This window comes from Streptomyces sp. A 4/2, assembly GCF_940670765.1.
In the GTDB taxonomy this organism is placed as follows: Bacteria; Actinomycetota; Actinomycetes; order Streptomycetales; family Streptomycetaceae; genus Streptomyces.
Window position 1 is genome coordinate 1 of sequence record NZ_CALNVW010000033.1, and the last position, 21,381, is coordinate 21,381.

21 protein-coding genes are annotated in these 21,381 nt (G+C 72.0%); 15 read left to right on the plus strand and 6 right to left on the minus strand.

Going from position 1 to position 21,381, the window contains the following annotated elements:
- The 3 genes from NBY69_RS24585 to NBY69_RS24595 form a co-directional block, all read left to right on the plus strand.
- On the plus strand, positions 1-416 hold a 416-nt coding region (locus NBY69_RS24585), incomplete at its 5' end, for a C40 family peptidase (protein ID WP_250303651.1).
- 237 nt (positions 417-653) lie between these two features.
- Positions 654-1,682 carry an NlpC/P60 family protein gene (locus tag NBY69_RS24590; protein WP_250303652.1) on the plus strand — a complete coding sequence of 343 codons (1,029 nt, stop codon included), beginning with the start codon at positions 654-656 and terminating at the stop codon, positions 1,680-1,682.
- A gap of 33 nt (positions 1,683-1,715) precedes the next feature.
- Positions 1,716-2,939 (plus strand): hypothetical protein, encoded by a 1,224-nt coding sequence (locus tag NBY69_RS24595; RefSeq protein WP_250303653.1) that lies wholly within the window; start codon positions 1,716-1,718, stop codon positions 2,937-2,939.
- On the opposite strand, the gene NBY69_RS24600 is transcribed toward NBY69_RS24595, so the two are convergent.
- The gene (locus NBY69_RS24600) at positions 2,920-4,179 is read right to left on the minus strand and encodes a glycosyltransferase 87 family protein (RefSeq protein WP_250303654.1); all 1,260 of its coding nucleotides are present in this window, start codon (positions 4,177-4,179) and stop codon (positions 2,920-2,922) included. The genes NBY69_RS24595 and NBY69_RS24600 overlap by 20 nt on opposite strands.
- A 116-nt stretch (positions 4,180-4,295) precedes the next feature.
- Here NBY69_RS24600 and NBY69_RS24605 point away from each other — a divergent pair, with 116 nt between their 5' ends.
- A complete protein-coding gene (locus tag NBY69_RS24605; RefSeq protein WP_250303655.1) occupies positions 4,296-5,438 on the plus strand; it encodes a glycosyltransferase family 4 protein in 1,143 nt (380 codons plus the stop codon).
- Positions 5,439-5,480: 42 nt separating this feature from the next.
- Here the strand turns inward: NBY69_RS24605 and NBY69_RS24610 are convergent, their stop codons facing one another.
- Complete coding sequence (locus NBY69_RS24610) at positions 5,481-7,277, minus strand: long-chain fatty acid--CoA ligase (RefSeq protein ID WP_250303656.1); 1,797 nt, start codon at positions 7,275-7,277, stop codon at positions 5,481-5,483.
- Between the two features lie 228 nt (positions 7,278-7,505).
- Between NBY69_RS24610 and NBY69_RS24615 the strand changes: the two genes are divergently transcribed.
- The 6 genes from NBY69_RS24615 (at position 7,506) to NBY69_RS24640 (ending at position 12,631) form a co-directional block, all read left to right on the plus strand.
- On the plus strand, positions 7,506-8,267 hold the full coding sequence (locus NBY69_RS24615; RefSeq protein ID WP_250303657.1) for a metallophosphoesterase: 762 nt from the start codon (positions 7,506-7,508) through the stop codon (positions 8,265-8,267).
- 96 nt (positions 8,268-8,363) lie between these two features.
- Positions 8,364-8,831: an SRPBCC family protein gene (locus NBY69_RS24620; protein WP_250303658.1), complete on the plus strand. Its 468-nt coding sequence runs from the start codon at positions 8,364-8,366 to the stop codon at positions 8,829-8,831.
- Positions 8,832-8,838: 7 nt separating this feature from the next.
- Positions 8,839-9,978: an ArsA family ATPase gene (locus NBY69_RS24625; protein WP_250303659.1), complete on the plus strand. Its 1,140-nt coding sequence runs from the start codon at positions 8,839-8,841 to the stop codon at positions 9,976-9,978.
- A 72-nt stretch (positions 9,979-10,050) separates the two neighbouring features.
- Complete coding sequence (locus tag NBY69_RS24630; RefSeq protein ID WP_250303660.1) at positions 10,051-10,530, plus strand: DUF5304 domain-containing protein; 480 nt, start codon at positions 10,051-10,053, stop codon at positions 10,528-10,530.
- A 230-nt stretch (positions 10,531-10,760) separates the two neighbouring features.
- Positions 10,761-11,702 (plus strand): ROK family glucokinase, encoded by a 942-nt coding sequence (locus tag NBY69_RS24635; RefSeq protein ID WP_250303661.1) that lies wholly within the window; start codon positions 10,761-10,763, stop codon positions 11,700-11,702.
- A gap of 188 nt (positions 11,703-11,890) precedes the next feature.
- Complete coding sequence (locus NBY69_RS24640) at positions 11,891-12,631, plus strand: endonuclease/exonuclease/phosphatase family protein (RefSeq protein WP_250303662.1); 741 nt, start codon at positions 11,891-11,893, stop codon at positions 12,629-12,631.
- An 85-nt stretch (positions 12,632-12,716) separates the two neighbouring features.
- Here the strand turns inward: NBY69_RS24640 and NBY69_RS24645 are convergent, their stop codons facing one another.
- A complete protein-coding gene (locus NBY69_RS24645; RefSeq protein ID WP_250303663.1) occupies positions 12,717-13,301 on the minus strand; it encodes a hypothetical protein in 585 nt (194 codons plus the stop codon).
- Positions 13,294-14,073 (minus strand): carboxylesterase, encoded by a 780-nt coding sequence (locus NBY69_RS24650; RefSeq protein WP_250303664.1) that lies wholly within the window; start codon positions 14,071-14,073, stop codon positions 13,294-13,296. The genes NBY69_RS24645 and NBY69_RS24650 overlap by 8 nt, the downstream gene beginning before the upstream one ends.
- Before the next feature lie 175 nt (positions 14,074-14,248).
- Between NBY69_RS24650 and NBY69_RS24655 the strand changes: the two genes are divergently transcribed.
- The 5 genes from NBY69_RS24655 to NBY69_RS24675 all read left to right on the plus strand — a co-directional run bounded on the left by NBY69_RS24655 (position 14,249) and on the right by NBY69_RS24675 (position 19,263).
- Positions 14,249-14,995, plus strand: a complete 747-nt coding sequence (locus NBY69_RS24655; RefSeq protein ID WP_250303665.1) for a 1-acyl-sn-glycerol-3-phosphate acyltransferase — start codon at positions 14,249-14,251, stop codon at positions 14,993-14,995.
- Between the two features lie 27 nt (positions 14,996-15,022).
- Positions 15,023-16,294, plus strand: a complete 1,272-nt coding sequence (gene macS, locus NBY69_RS24660; protein ID WP_250303666.1) for a MacS family sensor histidine kinase — start codon at positions 15,023-15,025, stop codon at positions 16,292-16,294.
- The gene (locus NBY69_RS24665; protein WP_250303667.1) at positions 16,291-16,962 is read left to right on the plus strand and encodes a response regulator transcription factor; all 672 of its coding nucleotides are present in this window, start codon (positions 16,291-16,293) and stop codon (positions 16,960-16,962) included. Before macS ends, NBY69_RS24665 begins: the two co-directional genes overlap by 4 nt.
- A gap of 138 nt (positions 16,963-17,100) precedes the next feature.
- A complete protein-coding gene (locus NBY69_RS24670; RefSeq protein ID WP_250303668.1) occupies positions 17,101-18,129 on the plus strand; it encodes a 6-phosphofructokinase in 1,029 nt (342 codons plus the stop codon).
- A gap of 120 nt (positions 18,130-18,249) precedes the next feature.
- On the plus strand, positions 18,250-19,263 hold the full coding sequence (locus NBY69_RS24675) for a 2-hydroxyacid dehydrogenase (RefSeq protein WP_250303669.1): 1,014 nt from the start codon (positions 18,250-18,252) through the stop codon (positions 19,261-19,263).
- Between the two features lie 4 nt (positions 19,264-19,267).
- Here the strand turns inward: NBY69_RS24675 and NBY69_RS24680 are convergent, their stop codons facing one another.
- Both NBY69_RS24680 and NBY69_RS37675 read right to left on the minus strand, forming a co-directional pair.
- Positions 19,268-21,136, minus strand: coding sequence for an anthranilate synthase family protein (locus NBY69_RS24680; protein ID WP_250303670.1), 1,869 nt, complete (start codon positions 21,134-21,136; stop codon positions 19,268-19,270).
- A gap of 120 nt (positions 21,137-21,256) precedes the next feature.
- Positions 21,257-21,313 (minus strand): trp operon leader peptide, encoded by a 57-nt coding sequence (locus NBY69_RS37675; protein WP_353961846.1) that lies wholly within the window; start codon positions 21,311-21,313, stop codon positions 21,257-21,259.
- Between the last annotated feature and the right edge of the window lie 68 nt (positions 21,314-21,381).

Here is a 21,381-nt window from a genome sequence, read left to right on the forward strand (position 1 = left end):
CGGACAACACCCGTGCCAACCGGGCCAGCTCCCGCGCCGATCTGGGCAACGACGTGCCGGCGTCCGCCCGTGGCGGCGTCGCGCTCAACGCCGCCAAGACCCAGATAGGCAAGCCCTATCAGTACAGTGCCACCGGTATGGCCTCGTGGGACTGCTCGGGGCTGACGCAGTGGGCGTACGGGCAGGCCAACGTCTCCCTCCCGCGCGTCTCCCAGGCCCAGGCCAACGCCGGTCAGCGGATCTACTCGCAGAGCGCGCTCAAGCCCGGCGACCTGGTCCTGTTCTACGGCGACCTGCACCACATCGGCCTGTACGCGGGCAACGGCATGGTGCTGCACGCACCGCGCACCGGTGCCAACGTCCGGTACGAGGCGATCGGCAACATGCCCTTCCAGTTCGGCGTCCGCATCGGCTGACGCGAACCGCTCCGCCCGGCGTCCCCGACACCGCCCAATCGGGCGAATTCCGGTGCCGCTCGCTGACTGCCCGCCCCGTCGGTGACCTTGTGGTCTCCGGCGGGGCGTCGTTTTGCGCGTGCCGCGGGTCTTTGGCCACTGCGTGGTCGCACGGCTACTGTCCGGGTGCGGTTCCCGGCAACCGGTCCGCCCATCGGGGCGGCAGGGACCGCACGCAGCGGAAGGAGTGCGGCTCCTGTGGTGTCCCATCGCCGTGTCACCCAGTCCGGCCTCGCCCGGAGCACCCGGGCCACTGTGCTGTCCGCCGCGCTGGCGACGGCCGCGGCCGGTCTCGGTGCCGCACCGGCCGGTGCGGAGCCCCGGGACACCGCCGTGACCGCACGGGCCAAGGTCGACGGTCTGTACGCGCAGGCCGAGCGGGCCACCCAGCTGTACGACCAGGCCGACGAACGGGCCGGCCGGCTCCGCCGGGAAGTCACCGACGCGCAGGACGGCGTCGCCCGCAGCCAGGAGCACATCAACCAGATGCGCGGGGCGCTCGGCGCGCTCGCCGGGGCCCAGTACCGTGCCGGGGCCATCGATCCCACGCTCGCGCTGCTGCTCTCCTCCGACCCCGACTCGTACCTCGACAAGGCCGTGGCCCTGGAGCAGATCGGCGACTACCGGGCGGGACAGCTGCACCGGTTCCAGCAGGCCCGGCGCAGGCTCGTGCAGCAGCGCGCCGACGCCGACCACAAACTCGCCGAGCTCCGGCAGAGCCGGACCGAAGTCGCCCGCCACAAACGGACGGTCGAGGACAAGCTGGCGCGGGCCCGCAGCCTGCTGGAGGCGCTGCCGTCCGCACAGCGCGCCCGGTACGACGAGGTCTCCCGCTCGGACGACCGGGACGAGATGCCCGCGCTCGGCGTCCTGCCGACGTCGGGACGGGCCGCCGCCGCCGTGCTCGCGGCCCGCAGCGCCGTCGGCAGACCGTACGTCTGGGGCGCCAACGGCCCGTCAGGATTCGACTGTTCGGGCCTGATGCAGTGGGCGTACGCGCACGCGGGTGTCGCGCTGCCCCGCACCTCGCAGGAGCAGCGGTACGCGGGACAGCGGATCCCGCTCTCCCAGGCCCGGCCCGGTGACCTCGTGGTGTACCGCAGCGACGCCAGCCATGTCGCGATGTACGTGGGCAACGGCCAGGTCGTGCACGCGCCGCATCCGGGGGCCACCGTGCGGTACGACCCGGTCGGCATGATGCCCGTCTCCTCGGTGACACGCGTCTGAGCTGCCCGGACCGTGCCCCGTACGATCGGCGGCATGGCAGGTCGGCGGTGCGGGACACGGCGCACACACACGGTGGGCGGTGGCCTCGCCGTGCTGCTGCTCGTCTCGGCGTGCGGCGCTCCCGCCGCGCCCGACACCACGGACCGCGACATCCGGCAGACGCTGGACCGCCGGGCCGCCGCCGTCGTGCACCGTGACGAGAGCGGATATCTGGCGGTGGTCGACCCCCGGGCGAAGGGGCTGCTGACGGCCCAGCGCGCGGAGTTCCGCAATCTGGCCGCGGTGCCGCTGCGCTCCTGGCAGTACAGCCTGGAGGACGTACGGCGCCAGGGCTCCACGGCCACGGCCCGGGTCGAGCTGCGTTACCGGATCGAGGGCTACGACAGCGCGCCGGTGGCCGCCGGACGCACGCTGGCCCTGGTCGAGCGGGACGGCCGCTGGTACATCGACGGGGACAGCCCGGACCGGGGCACCGGCCAGCAGCTCTGGCAGCAGGGCCGGGTGGAGACCGCCGAGGGCAAGCACAGCCTGGTGCTCGGGGTCGGCCAACGCCCGCAGCTGCTGCGGCAGGTGGCGGCCGTCGCGGACCGTGCCGTCCCGGCCGTCGAGTCGGCCTGGCACGGCACCTGGGCCGACCGGGTCGTGGTGCTGGTCCCGTCCTCGCTGGACGCGATGGGCGCCCTGCTCGGCTCGCCCGCCGCCACCTACCAGGGCATCGCGGCCGTCACCACGGGGGAGGCGGGCGGTTCGAGCGCCGCACCGGCGGACCGGGTGATCGTCAATCCCGAGGCGTACGCGACCCTGAGCGAGCGGGGAAAGCAGGTGGTCCTCACCCACGAGACCACGCATGTCGCCACCCGTGCCCAGACCTCGGCGGCGACCCCGCTCTGGCTCTCCGAAGGGTTCGCGGATTGGGCCGCCTACCGGGGCACGGACACCACCCCGCGGGAAGCGGCCCCCGAGCTCCAACGGGCCGTCCGCAGCGGTGAACTGCCCGCCGCGCTGCCCACCGACGCGGACTTCGGCTTCAGCGACGACGCGGACCGGCTCGCGCGGGCGTACGAGGGCGGCTGGCTCGCCTGCCGGATGATCGCCGGGCACTGGGGCGAACAGAAGCTGACGGACTTCTACCGCGCCGTCGGCGCGCACGAGCAGCGTGACGGCGCGGTGGAGGCGGCCCTGAACACGGTGCTCGGCACGGACCTGGCGGACTTCACCGCGCGGTGGCGGGAGTATCTCAAGGCACAACTGGGCTGAGCGGGGCGCCCGCCCCGTGGTCGTCCCGGCCCGGGTCGCCCTGGCGGGCCCGGTCCCGGGGCCCCGGGACCGTGTGCCGCCACAGCTGCCGGGCGGCGACCGGACACGCGGCGACCAGCAGCCCGTTGCGTACGAACATCAGCACCAGACCGGTCGGATCCCCGGCCACCACATGGTCGAAACCCAGCGGGAACTCCAGGAACGTGACAGCGGTGGCGGCCAGCACCAGACAGGCGGGGACGGCCATCCGGCTCGTACGGAAGACCAGACAGACGGCGGCGAGTCCGACCAGCCAGATCAGGTACTGGGGGCTGATCACCCGGCTCGTCGTGGTGAAGAGCAGGACCGCGGTGAACGCCGCGTCGCACGGGGTGCTCGCGGTGAACTCCCTGGCCCGCAGCCGCCACAGCAGCAGCCAGCCGAAGGCCACCACCGACAGGCCCAGCGCGACGGCGCTCACCACCGGGACGTACGGGCCGATGAACTCCACCGACCCGTAGTGCAGGGCCACCTGCCCCTGCCAGCCGTGGTGCCGGGCGACCTGGAAGACCAGACCGCCCAGCGACTCGACCTCGGTTCCCCGGTCGCGCTGGAAGGTGAGGAAGCCGAACGCGCCCGGCATCGTGACGCCGAAGAGCAGCAGCAGGGCCGCTGCCGTGGCCGCGAACGAGATCCAGGACACCCGGGTGACACGGCCGCGGGGCGTCCCCGCGAGCAGCAGCGCGGGCCAGACCTTCAGCAGCGCGCCCAGCGCGGCCAGTGCGCCCAGCGTGCGCGGCCGGCGGGCCCCTGCCAGCAGCGCGGCGACCGCCACGGCGGTCACCATCACGTCGTACCGGGCGTACGAGGTCGGCCCCAGCAGCGGTACGCCCACGACCCACACCCAGACCCCGGCGGACCGCTTGCCCGGCCGCCGCGCCGCGTAGCTCAGGAGGCCGAGGACCACCGCGTCGGCGAGGAGGGCCAGGACGAAGAAGGCCGACGCGTAGCCGAGGAACGGCAGCACCGCGGGCGCCAGGATCGCGAGGGCCGTGCCGGGCGGGTACTGCCAGGTGACGTCGGAGAGCGGGAAGGTGCCGGTCCTCAGCACCTCGTACCAGCCGTGGTACGTCACCGAGACATCGGCGGTGACGTCCACGCCGGGCACGGTCAGCACGCCGAGGACGCAGAGCAGCAGCAGGGTCCTGGTGAGCGCCCAGACCAGGAGAGCGAGTCCGGTGCCGCCGCGTACGCCCCTCATGAACCGCCCCGTCCGGAATGACGGCCTATGCCGTGATGTGTGCGATGTCCGGGCCATGATGCCGTCGTGGCTGCGCCCGAGCGACGAGGCGGGGCCGTTGGGTACTGTCGGCGGCGATGCACAAGACCTTGATCGTGACCAACGACTTCCCGCCCCGCCCCGGCGGGATCCAGGCGTTCCTGCACAACATGGCGCTGCGGCTGGACCCCGAACAGCTCGTCGTCTACGCCTCCACCTGGAAGCGCGGCAGCGAGGGCGCCGGGGCGACCGCGGCCTTCGACGCCGAGCAGCCCTTCACGGTCGTACGCGACCGGACGACGATGCTGCTCCCCACCCCGCGGGTCACCGCGCGGGCGAGCGGGCTGCTCCGTGAACACGGCTGTACGTCCGTGTGGTTCGGCGCCGCAGCCCCGCTCGGTCTGATGGCGCCCGCGCTGCGCAGCGCGGGCGCCGAGCGGCTGGTCGCCACCACGCACGGCCACGAGGCGGGCTGGGCCCAGCTGCCCGCGGCGCGGCAACTGCTGCGCCGGATCGGCGAAGGCACCGACACCCTCACCTACCTCGGCGAGTACACCCGCTCACGCATCGCCGCCGCGCTGACCCCCGCCGCCGCGGGACGCATGGTGCAACTGCCGCCGGGCGTCGACGAGAAGACCTTCCACCCCGGTTCGGGCGGCGACGCGGTGCGCGCGCGGCTCGGGCTCACGGACCGGCCGGTGGTCGTGTGCGTCTCCCGGCTGGTGCCGCGCAAGGGCCAGGACACCCTGATCCGGGCGATGCCCCGGATCCTGCGGCGGGTACCGGACGCGGTGCTGCTGATCGTCGGAGGCGGACCGTACGCCGACGACCTGCGCAAGCTCGCGGCCGGGACGGGCGTCGCGGACTCGGTGCGGTTCACCGGCGCCGTCCCCTGGGCGGAGCTGCCCGCGCACTACGGCGCCGGTGACGTCTTCGCGATGCCCTGCCGCACCCGCCGGGGCGGGCTCGACGTCGAGGGGCTCGGCATCGTCTACCTGGAGGCCTCGGCGACCGGACTGCCCGTCGTGGCGGGGGACTCGGGCGGCGCGCCCGACGCGGTGCTCGACGGCGAGACCGGCTGGGTGGTGCGGGGCGGCTCCGCGGAGGACTCCGCCGACCGGATCGTCACGCTGCTCCAGGATCCGGAGCTGCGGCGCCGGATGGGGGCCCGCGGGCGGTCCTGGGTCGAGGAGAAGTGGCGCTGGGACCTGCTCGCCGAGAAGCTCAGGACGCTGCTCTGACCCGGTGCGGGCCGGCCTGCCGGCCACCCGCACCGTCCGTCCTCAGCCGCGGTAGATCGCTTCGATCTCGTCGGCGAAGTCCTTCGCCACCACATTGCGCTTCAGCTTCAGCGAGGGCGTGATGTGCCCCGCCTCCTCGGTGAACTGGGCAGGCAGGACACGGAACTTGCGTACCGACTCGGCCTTGGAGACCGCCGCGTTGCCGTCGTCCACCGCCCGCTGGATCTCCGCGAGCAGCTCCGCGTCGTCCCGCAGGGACAGCGCGGTGGAGCCCGCCGGCTTGCCGTTCTCCACGGCCCAGCGCGCCAGGAACTCGTCGTCCAGCGTGACCAGCGCGCCGACGAACGGCCGCCCGTCGCCGACCACCATGCACTCCGCCACCAGGGCGTGCGAGCGGATGCGGTCCTCGATCACCGCCGGGGCGACGTTCTTGCCGCCCGCGGTGACGATGATTTCCTTCTTGCGGCCGGTGATCGCGAGGTAGCCGTCCTCGTCGAGCGTGCCGATGTCACCGGTGTGGAACCAGCCGTCGGCCAGCGCCTCGGAGGTCGCCGACTCGTTGTTCCAGTAGCCGCTGAACAGGTGCTCGCCGTGCAGCAGCACCTCGCCGTCGTCCGCGATCCGTACGACCGAGCCCGGCAGCGGCTGGCCGACCGTACCGATCTTCTGGCGGTCCCACGGATTGAAGGCGGTCGCCGCACAGGACTCGGTGAGGCCGTAGCCCTCCAGCACGGTGAAGCCGATGCCCCGGTAGAAGTGGCCGAGCCGCTCGCCCAGCGGCGCGCCGCCGGAGATCGCGTACTCGCCGCGCCCGCCGAGCACCGCCCGCAGCTTGCTGTACACCAGCTTGTCGAAGATCTTGTGCTTGATCCGCAGCGCGGGGGAGGGGCCCTTCCGGGTGCCGAGCGCGCGGCTGTACGCGATGGCGGCGTCGGCGGCCTTGTCGAAGATCCGGCCCTTCCCGTCGGCCTGCGCCGCGGCACGCGCCGAGTTGTAGACCTTCTCGAAGACCCGCGGCACCCCGAGGATCAACGTCGGCCGGAAGGAGGCCAGTTCATCGGTGAGGTGCTTGATGTCGGGTACGCAGCCGATCTTGATCGGCGCCATCACCGAGGCCACCTCGACCAGCCGGCCGAAGACGTGCGCGGCGGGCAGGAAGAGCAGGACGGAGCACTCGCCCGTACGGAACAGCGGCTTCAGGCGCTCGACGATGTTGCCGCACTCGGCGAAGAAGCTGCGGTGGGTCAGCACGCAGCCCTTCGGGCGGCCCGTGGTGCCCGAGGTGTAGACGATGGTGGCCGGATCGTCGGCCCTGGCCAGGGAGGTGCGCTCCTCGACGGTGGCGTCGGTGACCCCGGCGCCACCGCTGCGCAGGGCGTCGACGGCGCCCTTCTCGATCTGCCAGACGTGCGCCAGAGCGGGCAGCGAGTGGCGTACGGTCTCGACGGCTTCGGCGTGCGCGTCGCTCTCCACGATCACCGCGACCGCGCCCGAGTCGCCGAGGATCCACTGCACCTGCTCGGCCGAGCTCGTCTCGTACACCGGCACGGTGACCGCGCCCGCGCTCCAGATCGCGAAGTCCAGCTGCACCCACTCGTAGCGGGTGCGCGACATCAGCGCGACCCGGTCGCCGGGCTGCACACCCGCGGCGATCAGGCCTTTGGCGGCGTCGTGGACCTCGGTGAGGAACCGGGTGGCGGTGACGTCGGTCCAGACACCGGCCACCTTGCGGCCCATGACTGCCACATCGGGATGCTGAGCGGCGTTGCGGCGGATGAGATCCGTCAGATTGCCGTCCGAAGGGACCTCGTACAGGGCCGGAAGGCTGAACTCACGCAAGACTGCTGCTCCTCTGGTCGACATCGCTGTCGCCACGACTGGACCTGACCGCCCGGACGTTACCCATGGGTAGGACGTTCCCGATAGAGGGGCCCGGCCAGATGTTCCATGCGTCACACGACACGGCGGTGCTTCGCGCAGACTAGTCCACGCATGTCCGGAGCCGGTGGTATCAGCGGGTCCGGCCCCCTCTATCCAGCATGTGCGCGGAGACCTAGGGTGATCTCCATGCGCGTGCATGTGGTCAGCGACGTACATGGCAACAGCGAGGGTCTCGCGAGGGCGGGTGACGGAGCCGACGCCCTGATCTGCCTGGGCGACCTGGTGCTCTTCCTCGACTACGCCGATCATTCGCGCGGCATCTTCCCCGAACTCTTCGGTGTCGAGAACGCCGACCGCATCGTGGAACTGCGCACCGCCCGCCGCTTCGACGAGGCCAGGGAGCTCGGGCGCAGGCTCTGGACCGGGGTGGACCGCGACGCCGCGATCGAGGGGGCGGTGCGCAGGCAGTACACCGAGCTGTTCGCGGCCTTCCCCACCCCGACGTACGCCACCTACGGCAACGTGGACATCCCGCCGCTCTGGCCCGAGTACGCACACCCCGGCACCACCGTCCTCGACGGCCAGCGCGTCGAGCTCGGCGGCCGGGTCTTCGGCTTCGTCGGCGGCGGCCTCCGCAGCCCGATGCGTACCCCGTACGAGGTCAGCGACGAGGAGTACGCGGCCAAGATCGAGGCACTCGGCGACGTCGACGTGCTCTGCACGCACATCCCGCCCGAGGTCCCCGAGCTGGTGTACGACACGGTGGCCCGCCGCTTCGAACGCGGCAGCCGCGCCCTGCTCGCCGCGATCCTGCGCATCCGCCCGAAGTACGCCCTCTTCGGGCACGTGCACCAGCCGCTGGCCCGCCGGGTGCGGATCGGCGGGACCGAGTGTGTGAACGTCGGCCACTTCGCCTCGACCTCCCGCCCCTGGGTCCTGGAGTGGTAGCGGCCCCGAGGCGCCGACGGTCGGATGTACCAGTGCGTACGCGATAGCCTTCACAGCGCATGCACCACCGGATTCCGCACTGGAGGAGCCACGGCGATGGCTGAACACACCAGCTCAAGCATCACGATCGAGGCCGCACCGGCCGACGTCATGGGCGTGATCGCCGACTTCGCCCGCTACCCGGAGTGGACCGGCGAGGTGAAGGAGGCCCAGGTGCTCTCGACCGACGCCGAGGGCCGCGCCGAGCAGGTCCGGCTGGTGCTGGACGCCGGAGCGATCAAGGACGACCACACCCTCGCGTACACCTGGACCGGCGCCGACGAGGTCAGCTGGACGCTGGTCAAGTCCCAGATGCTCCGGGCGCTCGACGGTTCGTACTCCCTCGCCCCGGTCACCGGCGGCACCGAGGTCACCTACCGGCTGACCGTCGACGTCAAGATCCCGATGCTCGGGATGATCAAGCGCAAGGCCGAGAAGGTCATCATCGACCGCGCCCTGGCCGGTCTGAAGAAGCGTGTCGAGTCCGGCGCCGCTCCGTCCGGTACCGAGCGGTCCGAGGACTGACGCCTCGATGCGTACGGTCCTCGTCACCGGCCTCGGCGGCGCGGGCCGCACCACCGTCGCGGCGGTCACCGCGCTCCGGGCCGCCCGCGCGGGCGAGCGGGTGCTGCTGCTCTCCACCGACCGGGACCCCGGCGAGGCCCTGCCCGCCGCCCGCGACGCGGGGGTACGGGCCGAGCGGATCGACTCCGCGGCCCACTTCCGTACCGAACTGCGGGCCCTTCAGGAGCGCAGCGCCGCCGCGCTGGAGATGCTCGGCGCGGCCCGCCTCGACGAGGAGGACCTGACCGAGCTGCCGGGCGCCGAACAGTTCGGTCTGCTGCACGCGCTGCGCACGCACGACAGCGCCGAGTGGGACCTGGTCGTCGTCGACATGCCGCCCGTCCAGGAGACCCTCGCGGTCCTCGCCCTCCCGCAGCAGCTGCGCCGCGCCCTGCGACGGCTGCTGCCGCCCGAACGGCAGGCGGCCCGCGCGCTGCGGCCGATGCTCGCCCAGCTCGCGGGCGTGCCCATGCCCGCGCAGTGGCTGTACGAGACCACCGCCCGCTGGGAGAGCGAACTGGCCGCCGTCCAGGCCAGGATCGAGGACCCCGCCACCACTCTGCGGCTGGTCGCCGAACCTTCCCCCGCCACCACCCGGGCGCTGCGCACCGCCCGTACCGGAATCGCGCTGCACGGTCGCTCCCTCGACATGGTCGTCGCGAACCGGCTGCTGCCCACCGGGTCACGGGACCCCTGGCTGGCCTCGCTCGCCGCGCAGCAGCAGGAACACCTGAAGGAGCTGTACGCGGACTTCGGTGCCGTACAGGAACTGCCCCACCTGGGCCGGAGCCCCCGCACCGCCGACGACCTGACCGCGCTGGAGCGCCCGGAAGCCCCCCTCGTGAAGGCGCCGGGGCGGTACGTCGAGGACCGGCTCGCCGGTGACGGTGTCCTCGTCTGGCACCTGCCGCTGCCCGGAGCCGTCAAGGAGGAGCTCGGCCTGGTCCGGCACGGCGACGAACTCCTGCTCACCGCAGGCCCGTTCCGCACCACCGTCGACCTGCCGTCCGCGCTCCGCCGCTGCACGGTCGCGGGCGCGGCGCTCGCCGACGAGGTCCTGAGTATCAGGTTCACGCCGGATCCGCGGCTCTGGCCGCAGGGCCGGTGAACGCTTCACGCCCGTTCGGGTAACGTCGTACATACGAACCGAAGCCAGCCCGCCTCGTCGCAGGAGTCCGCCATGAGCGAAGCCCCCGAGCAGCCGGAAACCGACTCGGACGCGTGGGCGAAGGCGTGTGCCGAGGACCTCGCGGCGGAGAAGGCCCGGCGCCGTGCGCAGTACGGCACGCCCCCCGGATCCGCTGCCGAGGAACTGCGCAAGCTCTTCGACGCGGTCGCCGACAAGGTCTCGGACCTCCAGTCCTCCCTGCCGGGAATGGCCGCGCAGGGAGCCGTGCGGCAGTTCCTCAGCCAGGCGAAGTCCGTCGTCGAGCCCGTCGTCGAGCGCAACCCCGACGTCTTCGACCACCTGGCCGCCGCGGGCGGTGAACTCCTCGCCGCCTACCGCTCCGCCGTCGAGAACCACGAGCAGCGGTGGACCTCGGATTCCGCCGGACCGTCCGGTTCCGCGGACGCCAAGGGTGGGGCCGCGGACGAGAACAAGGGCGACGACAAGGGCGACGAGGGTCCCGGGCCGGCCGAGCGCATCGATCTGGACTGAGCGGCCTGCACCTTCGGCCCTCGGGTACGGTTGCCCCGTGGACCGCTCGGCACATGGGGGGCGGCGTCGCGGGGTGCGGCACGCACGCTCGCCGCGTTGTCGTCAATCACCATGGCTCCGCCATGGCTCAATCCTCCGCCTTGCGATCGCACGCACCACACCCCGCTCCTTCTCCCACCCCCCATGTGCCGAGCGGTCCTAGCGGGGCTCGACCGAAAACTGAGGGATTCATGGGACTCACCATCGGCGTCGACATCGGCGGCACGAAGATCGCGGCCGGAGTGGTCGACGAAGAGGGCGCCATTCTCGATGTGCACAAGGTGCCCACCCCGCCGACCGCCGAAGGCATCGTCGACGCGATCTGCGCGGCAGTCTCCGAGGCCGGCAAGGGGCACGACATCGAGGCCGTCGGCATCGGCGCCGCCGGATACGTCGACGACAAGCGCGCGACCGTCCTCTTCGCACCGAACATCAACTGGCGGCACGAGCCGCTGAAGGACAAGGTCGAGCAGCGCGTCGGCCTGCCGGTCGTCGTCGAGAACGACGCCAACGCCGCTGCCTGGGGCGAGTACAAGTTCGGCGCGGGGCAGGGCCACGAGGACGTCATCTGCATCACCCTCGGCACCGGCCTCGGCGGCGGCATCATCATCGGCAACAAGCTGCGCCGCGGACGCTTCGGCGTGGCCGCCGAGTTCGGCCACATCCGGGTCGTCCCGGACGGGCTGCTGTGCGGCTGCGGCAGCCAGGGCTGCTGGGAGCAGTACGCCTCCGGCCGCGCCCTCGTCAGGTACGCCACGCAGCGTGCCTACGCCACCCCGGAGAACGCCAAGATCCTTCTCTCCCTCGGTGACGGCACGCCCGGCGGCATCCAGGGCAAGCACATCAGCGAGGCCGCCCGGCAGGGCGACCTCGTCGCGGTCGACTCGTTCCGCGAGCTGGCGCGCTGGGCCGGTGCCGGTCTCGCCGACCTCGCCTCGCTCTTCGACCCGTCGGCGTTCATCGTCGGCGGTGGGGTGTCGGACGAGGGCGAGCTGGTCCTCGACCCGATCCGCAAGTCCTTCCGGCGCTGGCTGATCGGCGGCGCCTGGCGTCCGCACGCGCAGGTGCTCGCGGCCCAACTGGGCGGCGAGGCCGGTCTGGTGGGCGCGGCGGACCTGGCCCGCCAGGGCTGACCGCACGGCTCATCCGTACAACGGGCGGCGCCCGTCGTGTCCTTGAGGGATACGGCGGGCGCCGTGCTCTGTCCCGACCGTGCCGGATCCGGCACGGTCCGCTGTTCCGGGCAGCGGTCTCCGCTCCTGGTACCGCCACCGCCGCGGACCCGTGCGCACGCCGCCCGTGTCGCCGTATCGTGTCGCCCATGGCGATCACTACGCTGCCCGAATCCCGTACGGAGAACGGCTCGGCCGTAATCCGGGTGCTCAGCTACAACATCCGTTCGATGCGCGACGACCGCGAGGCACTGGCCCGCGTGATCAGCGCCTGCGACCCCGACCTGGTCCTCATCCAGGAGGCCCCGCGCTTCTTCCGCTGGCGCAAGGCGGCGGCCTGGCTCGCCGCCCGCACCGACCTGGTGACACTCGGCGGCGGGGCCACCGCGGCGGGCCCGCTGCTGCTCTGCTCCCTGCGGGCCACGGTGGAGCGCACGGAGGACGTACTGCTCCCGCGCACGCCGGGGCTGCACCAGCGGGGATTCGCGACCGCGGTGGTACGGATCGGGGGCGCCCGGATCGGCGTACTCAGCTGTCACCTGAGCCTCCGGTCCGACGAACGCCACACGCAGGCGGGGCTGCTGCTCGACCGTCTCGACACGATGGACGTCCCGCACGCCGTCGTGGCCGGTGACCTGAACGAGCGCCCGGACGGCCGGAGTTTCCAGCGGCTCGCGGCGGCGCTCCAGGACTGCTGGGCGACCAAGCAGTGGGGTGGCGAGTACACGTCGCCGGCGCAGGACCCCCGCTCCCGCATCGACGCGGTCTTCGCGACGGCGGGGGTGGAAGTGCTGGGGTGCGGGGTGCCGTCGGACGTCCCGGCGGCGGATCTCCGGGCGGCCTCGGACCACTTGCCGGTCCTGGCCGCGCTGCGGGTACCGACGGCCTGAGACGGCGCGGGGCCCGCCGGTCCGGCACCGTCCGGGCCGGTCTCGGCGGCCCCGGCAAAGATCGGCGGGACTCTCAGAGCACGGCCTAGACCACCGCGCCCCGGCCCGGGTCCTCGTTGTCGTCGTCCTCGGCTCCCATCCGCGCCACCAGCGTCGCGAACCCGCCCAGGAACCCGCCGATGCCCAGCGTCGCGAGCCACCACGTCATGTCCCAGCCCAGCAGCACCGCGAGAATCAGCAGCACCGGCCCGCCCACGACCGCCAGCCAGGCGAACCTGGCCGTGACGTCCACCTCGGGAAGCTCCGGGTCCGGCTGGACGAAGTGACCCTCGTCGTCCTCGCCGAGGTCGTCGTCCTTCGGCTCGGCCAGGCTGTAGCTCCGCGGCCCGCCGACGCCCGGTGCGAACACCACCGAGCTGCCGAGCGGCCTGCCGGGGCCGCTGTCGGAATCGCTGTCCGGCCCGGTCCCGGAGTCCGGCTTCTCCGCGCCCGGCTCCTGCGTCCCCGCGGCGTTCACCCCGTCCTCAAGACCGGCGAGGTCCTCCACGGACTTGAACGGCTTCGTGCCCGCCGGATCCGCGGGCTCCTCGCCGTACCCCGCGACGATCGCGGCCCATACGGCTTCCTCGTCGATCGGCTGCGGTTCGCGCTCCGCCTCGTTCTCAGCCACCGGTGGTGCTCCCCTTCGTCCCGACGCTCGGAGCGAGGCGGCCGATGAACGCGTAACTCTTCTCGAAAATCCGCTCCGCATCGTGGTCCAACGTCGCCACGTGGTAGCTCTGTTCCAGCAGGACCTCCTCCACGTCGGTTGAGGAGACCCGGCTGAGGATGCGCGCCGAGTCGGCGGGCGGCACCACATGGTCCTGCGGACTGTGCAGCAGCAGTATCGGCTGGGTGACCTGCGGCAGCTCGCGGTCCACGAGGCGGCAGAAGTTCCGCAGGGAGTGCGCGGAGTGCAGCGGCACCCGGTCGTACCCGACCTCGACGGAGCCCTCCTCGGCGATGTCGCTGGCCACACCCTTGGTCGTACGGACCAGATGCCGGGCGAGCGGCAGCGCGTACGCAGAAAGGCCGTGCAGCTTGTTCAACGGGTTGACCACGACGACACCGCTGACCGCGTGACCGTGCTTGGCGGCGAGCCGCAGCGTCAGCGCGCCGCCCATCGAGAGGCCGAAGACGAAGACCTGGGAGCAGCGGTCGAGCAGCGCCCGCAGCTCCCTGTCGACCTCCGCGTACCAGTCCTGCCAGCCGGTGAGCTGCATGTCCTGCCAGCGGGTGCCGTGTCCGGGGAGCAGCGGCAGGGACACGGTCAGCCCGCGCGCGGCCAGATACTCCGCCCAGGGACGCAGCGACTGCGGCGATCCGGTGAATCCATGGCAGAGGAGGACACCGACCTCGCCGCCCTCGTGGCGGTAGGGCTCGGCTCCAGGAAGCACCGGCACCTGGGTCTCCTGTTCATCAGGTCTCGAAAGGTGTACTTCACCGTACGCGACCGGACCGACACCGACCAGGGCCGTCCCCCCCTCACCGGAGCCCGGAGGACGGGAGCGCCGACGCCGCGCGGGTTATGGTCGGTGCGACAGTCAGAGGAAGGCATCCGAGTTGATTTACGGCGCAATGAAGTTCGCCATCGGAGGGTCGCTCAAGGTGGCCTTCAGGCCCTGGGTGGAGGGTCTGGAGAACATCCCCGCCGAGGGGCCCGCCATCCTCGCGAGCAACCATCTCTCGTTCTCGGACTCCTTCTTCCTGCCCGCTGTCCTGGACCGCAAGGTCACCTTCATCGCCAAGGCCGAGTACTTCACGTCCCCCGGGGTGAAGGGCAAGCTCACCGCGGCCTTCTTCAAGGGCGTCGGCCAGCTGCCGGTGGACCGCTCGGGCAGCCGGGGCGCCGGCGAGGCCGCGGTCAGGAGCGGTGTCGACGTCCTGGCGCGGGGCGAACTCTTCGGCATCTACCCGGAGGGCACACGCTCGCCCGACGGCCGCCTCTACCGGGGCAAGCCCGGCGGTCTCGCCCGGGTGGCGCTGGCCTCCGGCGCCCCGGTGATCCCGGTCGCGATGATCGACACCGAGAAGATCCAGCCGCCCGGACAGGTGGTCCCCAAGCTGATGCGCCCGGGGATCAGGATCGGTGAGCCGCTCGACTTCAGCCGCTACCACGGCATGGAGAACGACCGGTTCATCCTGCGTTCGGTGACCGACGAGGTCATGTACGAGATCATGAAGCTCTCCGGCCAGGAGTACGTCGACATCTACGCCACCGCGGCGAAGCGCCGGATCGCGGACGAGGAGAAGGCCGCGAAGGCCGCGAAGGCCGCGAAGGCGGAAGCGGACAAGGCCGAGGGGACGGACCGGCCCGGCAGCTAGCCGCGTGGTCCGTCGTGGGGGTGGGGCATGGCGAAGGAACGGCGCGAGCGGGTCGTGCGGATGTCGGTGGAGCAGCCCCTGTGGCGTGCCCTGACGGGCTACCGCGTCCTGACGCTGGTCTACGCGATCCTGTTGGTCGCTTTCGCGTACGACAAGTTCGCGCGCCACTGGGTGGCCGTCAGCTATCTCTCCGTGCTGACCGTCTGGACGCTGGCCACGCTCCCCAGGGTCGCCAACGCCGCCCACTGCACCAAACGTTTCCTCGGCGCCGACCTCACCCTCGCCCTCGTCGGCATCCTGCTCACGCCCTTCGCGGACACGCACGCCCGGGTCGTCGGCGGCGCCACGACGCTGCCGTCGATATGGACCGCGGGCTCGGTCCTCGCCTTCGCCATCAAGGGCGGCTGGCGCTGGGCGGCGTTCGCCTCGTCCCTGGTGGCGGTCGCCAACATCGTCGAGCGTGGTGAACCCAGCAGGGACACCCTCCACAACATCCTGCTCGTGTGGATCGCCTCCATCGCCATCGGCTACATCGTCGAGGTCGCCCGCGCCTCCGAGCGCACCCTCGCCCGCGCCCTGGAGATCGAGGCGGCGACCCGGGAAAGGGAGCGGCTGGCCCGGGACATCCACGACAGCGTGCTCCAGGTCCTCGCCATGGTGCAGCGGCGCGGCACCGAGCTGGGCGGCGAATCCGCCGAGCTGGGCAGGATGGCGGGGGAACAGGAGGTCGCCCTGCGCACCCTGGTCTCCAGCGGGCTGGTGCCTCCCGCACGGATCCCCGTCGGCACCGCGGACCGCACCGGCGGAACCGACCGCATCGCCAGGACCGTCGGCGGGAACTCCGGGACCGGGGAGGGTGGCGGGGGCAGCGGTGGTGACCGGCCGCAGGAGAGCGGGCCGTGCGATCTGCGCACGCTTCTCGCCCCGCACGCCGGATCACGCGTGAGCTTCGCGGAACCGGGTGCCCCGGTCCTGCTGGACCCGGTGGCGGCCACGGAGCTGGCGGCTGCTGTCAGTGCCGCCCTGGACAATGTGCGCAGACACGCGGGAGACAGCGCCCAGGCCTGGATCCTGGTCGAGGACGAGCCCGACGAGGTGATCGTGACGGTGCGGGACGACGGTCCCGGCATCCCGGACGGGCGGCTCGCCGTGGCCGAGGGGGAGGGGCGCCTCGGTGTCGCCCTGTCGATCCGCGGCCGGCTGCGGGACCTCGGGGGCAGCGCCGAACTGATCTCGGTGCCCGGCCAGGGCACGGAGGTAGAACTGAAGGTTCCACGGGGGAAGGCAGGACGCACATGAGTGAGCAGCCGACGGTCAGGGTGATGGTGGTCGACGACCACCCGATGTGGCGGGACGCGGTCGCCCGCGACCTCCTCGCCGCGGGTTTCGACGTGGTCGCCACGGCGGGCGACGGACCCCAGGCGGTACGCCGTGCCCGTGCCACCACGCCCGACGTGCTGGTCCTCGACCTCAATCTGCCCGGGATGCCGGGCGTCCAGGTCTGCAAGGAGCTGGTCGGCGCCGATCCGGAGCTCCGCGTCCTGGTGCTCTCCGCGAGCGGTGAGCACGCCGACGTACTGGAAGCGGTGAAGTCGGGTGCCACCGGCTATCTGCTGAAGTCGGCCAGCACCCAGGAGCTGTGCGACGCGGTGCGCAGTACCGCCGTCGGCGACCCGGTCTTCACCCCGGGACTGGCCGGTCTGGTGCTCGGGGAGTACCGCAGGCTCGCCTCCGACCCGGCGCCCGTGGCCTCCGACGAGCCGAAGGCCCCGCGGCTCACCGAGCGCGAGACCGAGGTGCTGCGGCTCGTCGCCAAGGGGCTGAGCTACAAGCAGATCGCCGAGCGGCTGGTCATCTCGCACCGCACCGTCCAGAACCACGTGCAGAACACCCTCGGCAAGCTTCAGCTGCACAACCGGGTGGAGCTCGTGAGGTACGCGATAGAGCGCGGCCTCGACGGCATCTGAGCGACGGCCCCCCGGATCCACGACCGGGCCCAACCCGGCTTTCCTCAGCGGGAATTGACCCTCCGCCCTATCCCTTTGTGACGTGGGTCACCGTAGCGTGGCAGTACGGCGTCTTCCACTGCGAAGGGACGTGGCTCCATGCGGGTCGGAGTACTGACCGGGGGCGGCGACTGCCCCGGACTCAACGCGGTCATCCGAGCTGTCGTCCGCAAGGGCGTGCAGGAGTACGGCTACGAATTCACCGGATTCAAGGACGGATGGCGCGGCCCCCTGGAGGGCGACACGGTCCGGCTCGGCATCCCGGAGGTGCGCGGCATCCTGCCGCGTGGCGGCACCATCCTCGGATCGTCGCGCACCAACCCCTTCAGGACGGCTGACGGTGTCCGCCGGGTCAGGGAGAACCTCGCCGCGTGCGGGGTGGACGCGCTGACAGTGATCGGCGGCGAGGACACCCTCGGGGTGGCGGGCCGCCTCTGGGACGAGTACGGGATTCCCTGCGTCGGCGTACCGAAGACCATCGACAACGACCTCTCGGCCACCGACTACACCTTCGGTTTCGACACAGCCGTGGGCATCGCCACGGAGGCCATCGACCGCCTCCACACCACCGCCGAATCGCACATGCGCGTCCTCGTCGTGGAGGTGATGGGGCGGCACGCGGGCTGGATCGCGCTGCACTCCGGGCTGGCGGGCGGCGCCAACGTCATTCTCATCCCCGAGCAGCGCTTCGACATCGACCAGGTCTGTTCCTGGGTGACCTCGCGCTTCCGGGCGTCCTACGCGCCGATCGTGGTCGTCGCCGAGGGCGCGATGCCCAAGGGCGGCGATGCGGTGCTCAAGGACGGCACGCTCGACTCGTTCGGTCATGCCCGGCTCTCCGGCATCGGGGAATGGCTCGCCCTGGAGATCGAGAAGCGCACCGGCAAGGAGGCCCGCACCACGGTCCTCGGCCATGTCCAGCGCGGCGGCACCCCCAGTGCCTTCGACCGCTGGCTGGCCACCCGCTTCGGGCTGCACGCGATCGACGCCGTGCGCGAAGGGGACTTCGGCACGATGGTCGCGCTGCGCGGCACGGACATCGTGCGGGTGCCGATCGCGGTGGCGACCGCACAGCTCAAGACCGTCGACCCGGCGCTGTACCGCGAGGCCGGGGTCTTCTTCGGCTGAGCCGGGCCCGAGCTGCTGAGCGGGTCGGAGGTGAGCAGGACCGAGCTGCTGAGCGGGCCCGAGCGGAGAGCCGTATATTCACACTGTTCCGTCCCGTATCCGCTCGTTCCGGGAGAAACCGTGGAAATCCTCGCGTTCGGCGTGCAGGCCGATGAACGCCCGCTGATCGAGGCGGCCTTCGCCGGACACCACGACGTCCACTGCGTGGATGTCTTCCTCAGCGAGGACACCGTCCCGATCGCGGCCGGCTACGAGATCGTCAGCACCAGCGTCAACGCCGACCTCGGCGCGAAGGTCCTGCGCCGTCTCGCGGCCGGCGGTACGAGACTCGTCGCCCAGCGTTCCACCGGCTTCAACAACATCGACCTGGACGTCGCCCACGAGCTGGGCCTGACCGTCGCCCGGGTCTCGTCCTACTCGCCGTACTCGGTGGCCGAGTTCGCCTGGACCCTCGCGATGGCGGTCAACCGCCGCATCGTCCGGGCCGCGGGCCGCACCAGGGACTTCGACTTCCGCCTGGACGGCCTGATGGGCCGTGACCTGCGCGGCCGGACAGCGGGGGTGCTGGGGACGGGCAAGATCGGTGAGGCCTTCACCCGTATCGCCCACGGCTTCGGCATGAACCTGCTCGGCTGGGACGTCACGGAGAACCCGGCCTGCGCCGCCCTGGGCATGCGGTACGTGGGGAAGGACCAGCTCCTGGCCGAGTCCGACCTGGTCACGCTGCACGTACCGCTGCTGCCCGCGACGCACCACCTCATCGGCGCGGCCGAACTGGCGTCGATGAAGGACGACGCGATCCTCGTGAACACCAGCCGCGGCGGCCTCATCGACACCGACGCCCTGGTCGGCGAGTTGCGACGGGGCCGTTTCACCGGGGTGGGGCTCGACGTCTACGAGGCGGAGGCGGGGCTCTTCTTCCTCGACAAGTCCCTGGACGTGGTCGAGGACGACACCCTGGCGAGGCTGGTCACGTTCCCGCACGTCCTCGTCACCTCGCACCAGGCGTACTACACACACGAGGCGGTGAGCCAGATCATCGAGGCGACGGTACGGAACGTGGCGGACCACCTGGCCGGGCGGCGGGGCGAGAACACGCTGGTGCCGGGGGCCCCGCCCCCGGCACCCAACTGATCCGCTACACCAGCACCCCCGCGAGCAGCCCCGCCACCAGACCCGCACCCTCCAGCGTCAGTACCGACTCCGGATGGAACTGCACCCCCGCGAACCCCACCCCGCGCAGCGCGTGCACCTCACCGCTCGCCTCCGCACGGCTCACCTCGATCCGGTGCATGGCCAGCTCCGTCACCGTCCGCTCGTCGCACCGCGCCGTGTACGAGTTGTAGAAGCCCACCGTCTCCTCGCGCCCGAAGAAGTCGATGCGTTCCTGGGCCCCCTGGTGCGGGACCTCCTTCCGTACGATCTCAAGTCCCAGCTCGGCCGCGAGCAGTTCGTGCCCCAGACAGACCCCGAGCAGCCCGTGCCGGTGGTCGCGCAGCAGCTCCGCGGCGAGCCCGCGCAGAAAACGCATCTTCGGGTCGGCCGCGTCCGTCGGGTCGCCGGGGCCGGGGCCGAGCACCACCGGCCCCCGGTGCGCGCGTACCGCCTCGCGCAGCCCCGGCTCGTCGTAGCGCCGTACGGTCACCTCCAGCCCCGACGACCGCAGCAGATGCGCCAGCATCGAGGTGAAGGTGTCCTCCGCGTCCACCACCAGCGCACGGCCCGCCACGGCGGCCACCGGCTCGCGCATCCGCAGCCAGAACGGTGCCAGGTCGGCCCGCCGGGACTCCAGGGCCGCCTGCACCCGCGGATCGTCCGCCAGCCGCGGCCCCGCGGGCCCGGCCTCCCGCCGGTCCCGGCCGGGCCGCACCCCGAGCGCCGTCAGCACCCCCGCCGCCTTGGCGTGCGTCTCGGCGACCTCGCTCGCCGGGTCCGAGTGGCGTACCAGCGTCGCCCCGACCGCGACCCGCAGCGCGCCGTCGGCACCGATGTCGGCGGTACGGATCAGGATCGGCGAGTCCAGGGTCTGCGCACCGCCCGCGTCCCGCCCGACGAGCGCCAGCGCGCCCGCGTAGTAGCCGCGCCCGCCCGACTCGTACCGTTCGATGACCCGGCAGGCGTTCTGCACCGGCGACCCGGTGACGGTCGCCGCGAACATCGTCTCCTTCAGCACCTCGCGCACATCCATCGAGCTGCGGCCCCGCAACTCGTACTCGGTGTGCGCGAGATGGGCCATCTCCTTCAGCCGGGGCCCGATGACGACCCCGCCCATACCGGCGACGGTGCACATCATCTTGAGCTCCTCGTCGACGACCATCGACAGCTCGTCGGTCTCCTTGCGGTCACCGAGGAAGTCCAGCAGGGCCTCGGTGGTCGGACCCTCCGGCGGATAGCGGAAGGTCCCGCTGATCGGGTTCATCACGACGGTCCCGCCGGTCATCCGGACGTGCACCTCAGGACTCGCGCCGACCAGGGTGCGCTCCCCGGTGTGCACCACGAAGGTCCAGTAGGCACCGCGCTCACCGGCGAGCAGCCGCCGGAACAGGGCGAGCGCGTCCGCCCTGCCGAAGCCGGGGACCGAGCCGGTGTAGGTCCGCCGCACGACGAAGTTCGCCCCCTCGCCCTGCCCGATCTCGTCCGTGATCACCTGCCCGACGATCTCCCGGTAGGCCTCGTCGCTGACGTCGAAGCCGCCGTTCTCGACGCGTACGTCGTGCGCGGGCAGCGCGTCCAGCACCTCGCCGAGCGGCAGTGCGTACGTCTCGTCGGCGACCAGCACGGCCAGCGGCGTCCCGTCGTCGCGCACATCGAAACCGCGCTCCCTGATCTGCCGGAACGGCACCAGCGCGAGAGCGGGCCGGGCGTCGTCCACCGGGATGTCCGCGAGCCGCTCCAGCTCGCGGACCTCGCCGATCAGCAGCTCGACGGTGTCGTGGTCATGGCCGGGGGTGCGCCTGCGCAGCAGCGCGAAGGGGCGGTGGTCGTCCAGCAGTCTGCTGATGAGCATCGGGTGTTCCTTTCCGGGGCTCCCCGACGGGCGGGGGAGTGGGAGAGCGGAGAGGAACGGCCCCGGGAAACACGGAAGGCCGCCCCTCGGGCGGCCTTCGCTTCGTCTGTACGCGCGATGTCAGTGGGCCGCCGGATGAGCGGTCCACCACCAGTTTCGAGTCGTCGTCGCGAACATGAGGGGGACTGTAGCGCATCGGAGCCACCGGTCCGTCTCACCCAGCGGGCAGCGCGAAATGCGTCGGC

Excerpts from the sequence above, each read along its gene's own strand:
- NBY69_RS24665 (WP_250303667.1), top strand. The coding sequence starts at position 16,291 with ATGAGTGAGCAGCCGACGGTCAGGGTGATGGTGGTCGACGACCACCCG.
- NBY69_RS24600 (WP_250303654.1), bottom strand. The coding sequence starts at position 4,179 with ATGAGGGGCGTACGCGGCGGCACCGGACTCGCTCTCCTGGTCTGGGCG.
- NBY69_RS24625 (WP_250303659.1), top strand. The coding sequence starts at position 8,839 with ATGCGTACGGTCCTCGTCACCGGCCTCGGCGGCGCGGGCCGCACCACC.
- NBY69_RS24655 (WP_250303665.1), top strand. The coding sequence starts at position 14,249 with ATGAAGTTCGCCATCGGAGGGTCGCTCAAGGTGGCCTTCAGGCCCTGG.
- macS (WP_250303666.1), top strand. The coding sequence starts at position 15,023 with ATGGCGAAGGAACGGCGCGAGCGGGTCGTGCGGATGTCGGTGGAGCAG.
- NBY69_RS24630 (WP_250303660.1), top strand. The coding sequence starts at position 10,051 with ATGAGCGAAGCCCCCGAGCAGCCGGAAACCGACTCGGACGCGTGGGCG.
- NBY69_RS24620 (WP_250303658.1), top strand. The coding sequence starts at position 8,364 with ATGGCTGAACACACCAGCTCAAGCATCACGATCGAGGCCGCACCGGCC.
- NBY69_RS24615 (WP_250303657.1), top strand. The coding sequence starts at position 7,506 with ATGCGCGTGCATGTGGTCAGCGACGTACATGGCAACAGCGAGGGTCTC.
- NBY69_RS24605 (WP_250303655.1), top strand. The coding sequence starts at position 4,296 with ATGCACAAGACCTTGATCGTGACCAACGACTTCCCGCCCCGCCCCGGC.
- NBY69_RS24670 (WP_250303668.1), top strand. The coding sequence starts at position 17,101 with ATGCGGGTCGGAGTACTGACCGGGGGCGGCGACTGCCCCGGACTCAAC.
- NBY69_RS24595 (WP_250303653.1), top strand. The coding sequence starts at position 1,716 with ATGGCAGGTCGGCGGTGCGGGACACGGCGCACACACACGGTGGGCGGT.
- NBY69_RS24635 (WP_250303661.1), top strand. The coding sequence starts at position 10,761 with ATGGGACTCACCATCGGCGTCGACATCGGCGGCACGAAGATCGCGGCC.
- NBY69_RS24640 (WP_250303662.1), top strand. The coding sequence starts at position 11,891 with ATGGCGATCACTACGCTGCCCGAATCCCGTACGGAGAACGGCTCGGCC.
- NBY69_RS24680 (WP_250303670.1), bottom strand. The coding sequence starts at position 21,136 with ATGCTCATCAGCAGACTGCTGGACGACCACCGCCCCTTCGCGCTGCTG.